This is a genomic window from Pelagibius sp., assembly GCF_028281305.1.
GTDB lineage: Bacteria > Pseudomonadota > Alphaproteobacteria > Kiloniellales > Kiloniellaceae > Pelagibius.
In genome coordinates this window covers 1-5,974 of the sequence record NZ_JANQKD010000095.1, presented here as the reverse complement: position 1 = coordinate 5,974, position 5,974 = coordinate 1, and the positions used below count along the sequence as shown (strand labels likewise).

Below are 5,974 nucleotides of genomic sequence, written 5' to 3'. Positions count from 1 at the left end.
TGGTGGGCGTACTAGGACTCGAACCTAGGACCCGCTGATTAAGAGTCAGCTGCTCTACCAACTGAGCTATACGCCCCCGAAAGTCGGGTTTCCCGGAGCCATTCCCTAAGAATGGGCGAAACGAGGGGGCCGGGGACGGCCCGGGCGCCGGGATGCGGGGTGATAGCAAGTCCGACCCGCTTTGTCGAGAGGCTTTGTCGGACAGCCGCCTGCGGAGGGCCGAAAGGCCCGCCAAACGGCCGTGACCGGCAGGAATCCTGAGTTTTTCGGGGCCTCAGTTTTCCACAGTGCCGCGCCGGGAGATGCGCATGTCGCGGTGGATATAGCAGGACATGATGAGCCCCATGGCGGTCATCATGGTCAGCAGGGCCGTGCCGCCGTAGGAGACCAGCGGCAGGGGCACGCCCACCACCGGGAAAACCCCCATGACCATGGCCATGTTGATGAAGACGTAGAGGAAGAGGTTGGTGGCGAGGCCGATGCTGAGCAGGCGCGCGAACTGGTTGCGCGCGCGAAAGGCGATGGCGAAACCGTAGGCCAGCAGGAGGAAGTAGAGGCCCAGCAGGCTGAGGCTGCCGATCAGGCCGAATTCCTCGGCCAGCATGGTGAAGATGAAGTCGGTGTGCTTTTCCGGCAGGAAGTTCAGGTGGCTCTGGGTGCCCTGCATGAAGCCCTTGCCGGTGATGGCGCCGGAGCCGAAAGCGATCATCGCCTGCAGATTGTGGTAGCCGGCGCCCAGCGGGTCGCTGCCCGGGTTCAGGAAGGTCATCACCCGGGCCTTCTGGTACTCATGCAGGAACTGCCAGGCCACGGGGATCGCGGCGCAACCGCCGACGAAGACGATGGCGAACTTCCACCAGCGCACCCCGGCGCAGAAGAAGACGGCGCCCGCCCCCAGCAGCAGCATGCCGGTGGTGCCCAGGTCCGGCTGCTTCAGCACCAGCGCCGCCGGTGCCATCACCAGCGCCAGCGGCACCAGGAGGTAGGTCGGTCGGCCGATATCCTCCATGGAAACCCCATGGAAGTAGCGCGCCAGGGCCAGGATCAGGCAGACCTTCATCACCTCGGAGGGCTGGAGACGGATGAAGCCCAGGTCGATCCAGCGCTGTGCCCCCATGCCGATGGTGCCCATCACCTCCACCGCCCCCAGCAGGCCGAGGCTGCCGAAGTAGATAAGATAGGCGTAGCGGAACCAGTAGCGGATATCGATCAGCGCCACGATCAGCATGATCACCAGGCCGAGACCGAAGCGCACGAGCTGGCGGGACGCCCAGGGCGACACCGAGCCGTTGGCCGCGGAATAGAGCATGGCGAAGCCGACCCCGGCCAGCAGGCAGAGCAGGACGACCAGGCCCCAGTTGAGCTGCCAGAACTTCTGGCGCAGGGTCATCTCGGTGTTGCGGCTGTTGAGGAAGATATCGGCCGGCATGGTCGTCAGCCCTGTCGCACGGCTGGGCCGCTGGCCACGATGGGCAGCGAGGGCCGCGCTGCGGGATCGCGGCGCTGCACCTCGATCATGATGTCGCGGGCGATCGGCGCGGCGATCTTGGAGCCGCCGCCGCCGTGCTCCACCACCACCGCGCAGCAATAGCGCGGCTTGTGAACCGGGGCATAGCAGACGAAGAGCGCATGGTCGCGCCGGCGCCAGGGCAGATGCTCGTTTTTGGTCACGCCGGCGGCACGCTCGGCCATTGTGATGCGGCGCACCTGGGAGGTGCCGGTCTTGCCGGCCAGTTCCCAGCCTTCGTCCTCGATGCGTGCCCGGTAGGCCGTGCCGCGCGGATGGTTGCTGACGGCGTCCATGGCTTCATGCATCAGCTGCATGTGAGCCGCTGGAATGTCGAGCGGCGCAAACTCCGGTGTCGGGGGATCGCCGCCTTCGGCCTCGGCGCGCACGCCGCGGGTCAGACGCGGGGTGACCGCCTTGCCCGTGGCCAGCCGTGCGGTCATCACCGCGAGCTGCAGCGGCGTCGTCAGCACGAAGCCCTGGCCGATGGAGGCGACCAGGGTCTCGCCGCCCTGCCAGGGCTCACCGATGTTGGCCAGTTTCCAGTCGCGGGTCGGGATCACCCCGCCCTTTTCGCCGTAGAGGTCGATCCCCACCGGCTCGCCGAGGCCGAACTGGCGCGCCATGGCCGCAATGTTGTCGACGCCGACCTTGCGGGAGACCTCGTAGAAATAGACATCGCAGGAATGCTTGATGCCCTCGATCATGTTCATCCAGCCGTGGCCATGGCGCTTCCAGCAGTGGAAGCGGGCCCGGCCCAGGGTCATGTGACCGGGGCAGAAAACCCTGTGCTCGGGGCTGATCCCGGCCTTCAGCGCGGCCAGCGCGACCACCATCTTGAAGGTCGAACCCGGCGCGTAGAGCCCGGAAACGGCCTTGTTGGTCAGGGGCTTCAGCGGATCGTTGATGAGGTCGTTCCACTGCTTGACCGTGAGCCCGATGTTGAAGGCATTGGGGTCGTAGCTGGGCACGGAACCCAGCGCCAGAACATCGCCGTTTTCGATGTCCATGACCACGGCCGAGGCGGACTTCTCGCTCATCAGACGCTGGTGGACGAAGGTCTGCAGGCCGCCGTCCACGGTCAGCACCAACTCGTCGCCCGGCTTGCCCTCCTCGCGCTTCAGCTCGCGGATCACCCGGCCGTAGGCGTTGACCTCGATCTGGCTGTTGCCGGCAGAGCCGCGCAGGTCGAGATCGTACTTCTGCTCGATACCGTTCTTGCCGATGCGAAAACCCGGCAACTCCAGCAGCGGATCGCCGGTCAGGTCGCGCTCGGCCACCGCAGCGACATAGCCCAGAACCTGGGACATGCTGGCACCATAGGGGTAGTCGCGGATCTCGCCCATTTCGATGGAGACGCCGGGCAGGTCCGGCCCGTTCACCTCGACCCGGCTGGCCTCGCTCCAGCTGAGATTCTCGCGCACGACCACCGGGACGAAGCCGCGCTTGCGCGAAACCTCCCGCAGCACCCGCTTGTGATCGTACTCCTCCAGCACGATGAGCTGGGACAGCGCCTTCAGCACCCGCTCGACGTCGCCGGCCTGCTCGCGCACCAGCACCACGCGGAAGTTCTGTCGGTTGCTGGCCAGCGCATAGCCGAAGCGGTCGAGAATGCGCCCGCGCGGCGGCGGCAGCAGGCGCAGGTTGATGCGGTTGTCTTCCGCCAGGGTCTGGTAGCGGTCCGACTCCACCACCTGCAGGTAGTACATGCGCGCGGCAAGGCCGGTCAGCAGCAGCGCCTGCGCGCCGCCCAGCAGAAGGCCGCGGCGCGAGAAGGCACGGTGGCGTTCGACGTCTTCGTTCTTCTGCAGCATGCCCCGCCCCCGCTACCGCTGGAACAGGCGCTGGCCGCGCAGGAACGCCCAGGCCAGACAGGGATAGATGGCAACGGTCATGAGGTACTGAAAGAACACCGGCCCCGGATCGATGTAGGTCATCATGGCCAGACAGGCACAGAGCCAGGTGACCGTCATGGCGACCGCAGCCACCAGCATGAAGACGCACCAGATCAGGACGAATGAGGCCGCCAGAAAGAAGCGGTGCTGCCAGACCACCAGCGCGTGGGCCAGCAGCAGCCCGACGATGCCCGGGCCCCAGGCGCCGCCGGCCAGGAGGTCCTGAACGAAACCGATGAGAAAGACCGCCCAGATCGGCATGAGGTCCGGACGGTGGACGGACCAGAAGAAAACGCCCACAAGAGCGACGGCGGGCATGATCGGCGCAATGGCGGAGACCCGGAGCGGCAGCAGCGCCAGCAGCACCAGCAGCAGGGTCACGAAGAACGGCGAGATGATCCGGGCGACGCCGTCCAGGCGGTGCAGAACGCCCTGTCTCACTGCTGCGGGCCCTCCCCGCCGGCGCGGGCAGCCTGGGCGGCCTCAGCCGCGGCGGCTTCCGCCTCGGCGGCACGGGCGGCTTCGACAGACTGGAAGTCGAGAATGCCGCTCATCTCGTAGTCGACGACCCGCAGATACTCCATGTGCGCCCAGTCGACAAAGGGCTCGACGCGGATCGAGGTCTCGCTGACCGCGGAGACCACGCCGATGGCCAGACCCGGCGGGAAGACACCGCCGTGGCCGGAGGTGGTCACCTGGTCGCCAATGCGCAGCTTGGCCGTCGGACCCAGATAGAGTAGCTGCGGATAGTTGGTGTTGTCGCCTGCCAGCACTGCGCGGTCCCGCCCACCGCCGACGATCACCGGAATGCGGCTGTTGATGTCGGTGACCAGCAGGATCCGCGCCGAACGCAGGCCCACCTCGGCGACCCGGCCGGCCAGGCCGGCCCCGGTCATCGCCGCCTGGCCCTTCTCGATGCCGTCACGGTCGCCGGCGTTGATCAGAACGCTGCGCACGAAGGCACCGCCCGGATCGCCCACCACGCGGGCGGTGATGAACCGCATGCCCGGATCCGGGACCATCCGGTTGAGATCGCGCAGGGCCGCGTTCTCGGCCTCCAGCTGGCGGGCCACGGCCTGCCAGTGCAGCAGCCGCGCATTCTGCTCTTTCAAGGCGATGTTCTGGCTTTGCAGATTGGCCAGGGATTCCGCCTGGTCGATGACGCCGCTGAAGGTGTCGACCGGCTGGGAGACCGCATCCAGGATCGGGGTCACCATGTCGGTGACGGTCGTGCGGGTCTGTTCGACGAGAAAACCGTTGGTCCGCCCGATCAGCATCAGTCCGAAGGCGGCCCCGACCAGCAGCAAGAGAGCAAAGCGGCTCGCCCAGGCCTTCAGCGGAGAGGCAACGCGGATCTCTGAGCCGGTCGGTTTGTTCACAGGTCCTCCAGTCGCGGCCATCCCCCCATGGGGCCACGAGCGACCGATTCGGGCTAAGTTACCGAACCATCAAAACAAATACAAATGAAGAAACCATTGAGCCTAGATCAACCGCTGCTCAATACATGGAAATGAGGACGTTCTTCAGAACCTTCATTTCCTCAAGACAACGGCCAGTACCGAGAGCCACACAAGAAAGCGGATCGTCGGCAATGGAAACCGGCAGGCCGGTCGAGGCCCTGAGCACGTAATCCATGTTGCCCAGCAGCGCGCCGCCACCGGTCAGAACGATGCCCTTGTCGACGATGTCGGCGGCCAGTTCCGGGGCCGTGTGCTCCAGGGCGACCTTCACCGCCTCGACGATGGCACCGACCGGCTCGGCCAGGGATTCGGAGATCTGGCGCTCTGAGATAATCAGTTCTTTGGGCACGCCGTTCATAAGGTCGCGACCCTTGATTTCCATGGTGCCGCCTTCACCGTCTTCCGGCGGGCAGGCTGAGCCGATTTCCTTCTTGATGCGCTCGGCGGAGCCTTCACCGACCAGCAGGTTATGGTTGCGGCGGATGTAGGCGATGATCGCCTCGTCCAGCTTGTCGCCACCAACGCGAACCGAGCGCGAATAGACGATACCGCCGAGCGAAAGCACCGCCACCTCGGTGGTGCCCCCGCCGATGTCGACGACCATGGAGCCGGTAGGCTCGGTCACCGGCAGACCGGCGCCGATGGCCGCAGCCATGGGCTCCTCGATCAGGAAAACCCGGCGTGCCCCGGCGCTTTCCGCCGATTCCTGGATCGCGCGGCGCTCAACGGCGGTGGAGCCGGAGGGCACGCAGACGATGACCTGGGGCGAGGCGAAGGAGCGGCGATTATGAACCTTGCGGATGAAATGCTTGATCATCTCTTCCGCGACCTCGAAGTCGGCAATGACGCCGTCGCGCAGCGGGCGGATCGCCTGGATGTTTCCGGGCGTGCGGCCCAGCATCATCTTGGCCTCGTCGCCGACCGCCAGAACCTGCTTCTTGCCCTTCACCTCGGCGATGGCGACCACCGAGGGTTCGTTCAGAACGATGCCGCGTCCCTTTACGTAGACCAGCGTGTTCGCGGTACCGAGGTCGATCGCCATATCGGCGGAGAGCATGCCGAGCAAACCTGAAAACATCGATCCAATCGCCTTTTCTTCAATCCTTACGGGA

5 protein-coding genes and 1 tRNA gene are annotated in these 5,974 nt (G+C 65.8%); all 6 read right to left on the bottom strand.

Going from position 1 to position 5,974, the window contains the following annotated elements; genetic code table 11:
• Nucleotides 1–76 (bottom strand) — tRNA-Lys (locus Q0982_RS18395).
• Nucleotides 77–274: 198 nt separating this feature from the next.
• The gene (gene rodA, locus Q0982_RS18390) at nucleotides 275–1,429 is read right to left on the bottom strand and encodes a rod shape-determining protein RodA (RefSeq protein ID WP_299397917.1); all 1,155 of its coding nucleotides are present in this window, start codon (nucleotides 1,427–1,429) and stop codon (nucleotides 275–277) included.
• Nucleotides 1,430–1,434: 5 nt separating this feature from the next.
• Entirely contained in the window at nucleotides 1,435–3,321 is a 1,887-nt protein-coding gene (mrdA, locus tag Q0982_RS18385; protein ID WP_299397915.1) for a penicillin-binding protein 2, read from the bottom strand.
• A 12-nt stretch (nucleotides 3,322–3,333) separates the two neighbouring features.
• Complete coding sequence (gene mreD / locus Q0982_RS18380; RefSeq protein WP_299397914.1) at nucleotides 3,334–3,843, bottom strand: rod shape-determining protein MreD; 510 nt, start codon at nucleotides 3,841–3,843, stop codon at nucleotides 3,334–3,336.
• Nucleotides 3,840–4,781 (bottom strand): rod shape-determining protein MreC, encoded by a 942-nt coding sequence (gene mreC / locus Q0982_RS18375; RefSeq protein WP_299397912.1) that lies wholly within the window; start codon nucleotides 4,779–4,781, stop codon nucleotides 3,840–3,842. The genes mreD and mreC overlap by 4 nt, the downstream gene beginning before the upstream one ends.
• Nucleotides 4,782–4,899: 118 nt before the next feature.
• Nucleotides 4,900–5,940: a rod shape-determining protein gene (locus tag Q0982_RS18370; protein WP_167223262.1), complete on the bottom strand. Its 1,041-nt coding sequence runs from the start codon at nucleotides 5,938–5,940 to the stop codon at nucleotides 4,900–4,902.
• Between the last annotated feature and the right edge of the window lie 34 nt (nucleotides 5,941–5,974).

Coding starts and splice junctions, on each gene's coding strand:
- rodA (WP_299397917.1), bottom strand. CDS start 1,429: ATGCCGGCCGATATCTTCCTCAACAGCCGCAACACCGAGATGACCCTG.
- mrdA (WP_299397915.1), bottom strand. CDS start 3,321: ATGCTGCAGAAGAACGAAGACGTCGAACGCCACCGTGCCTTCTCGCGC.
- Q0982_RS18370 (WP_167223262.1), bottom strand. CDS start 5,940: ATGTTTTCAGGTTTGCTCGGCATGCTCTCCGCCGATATGGCGATCGAC.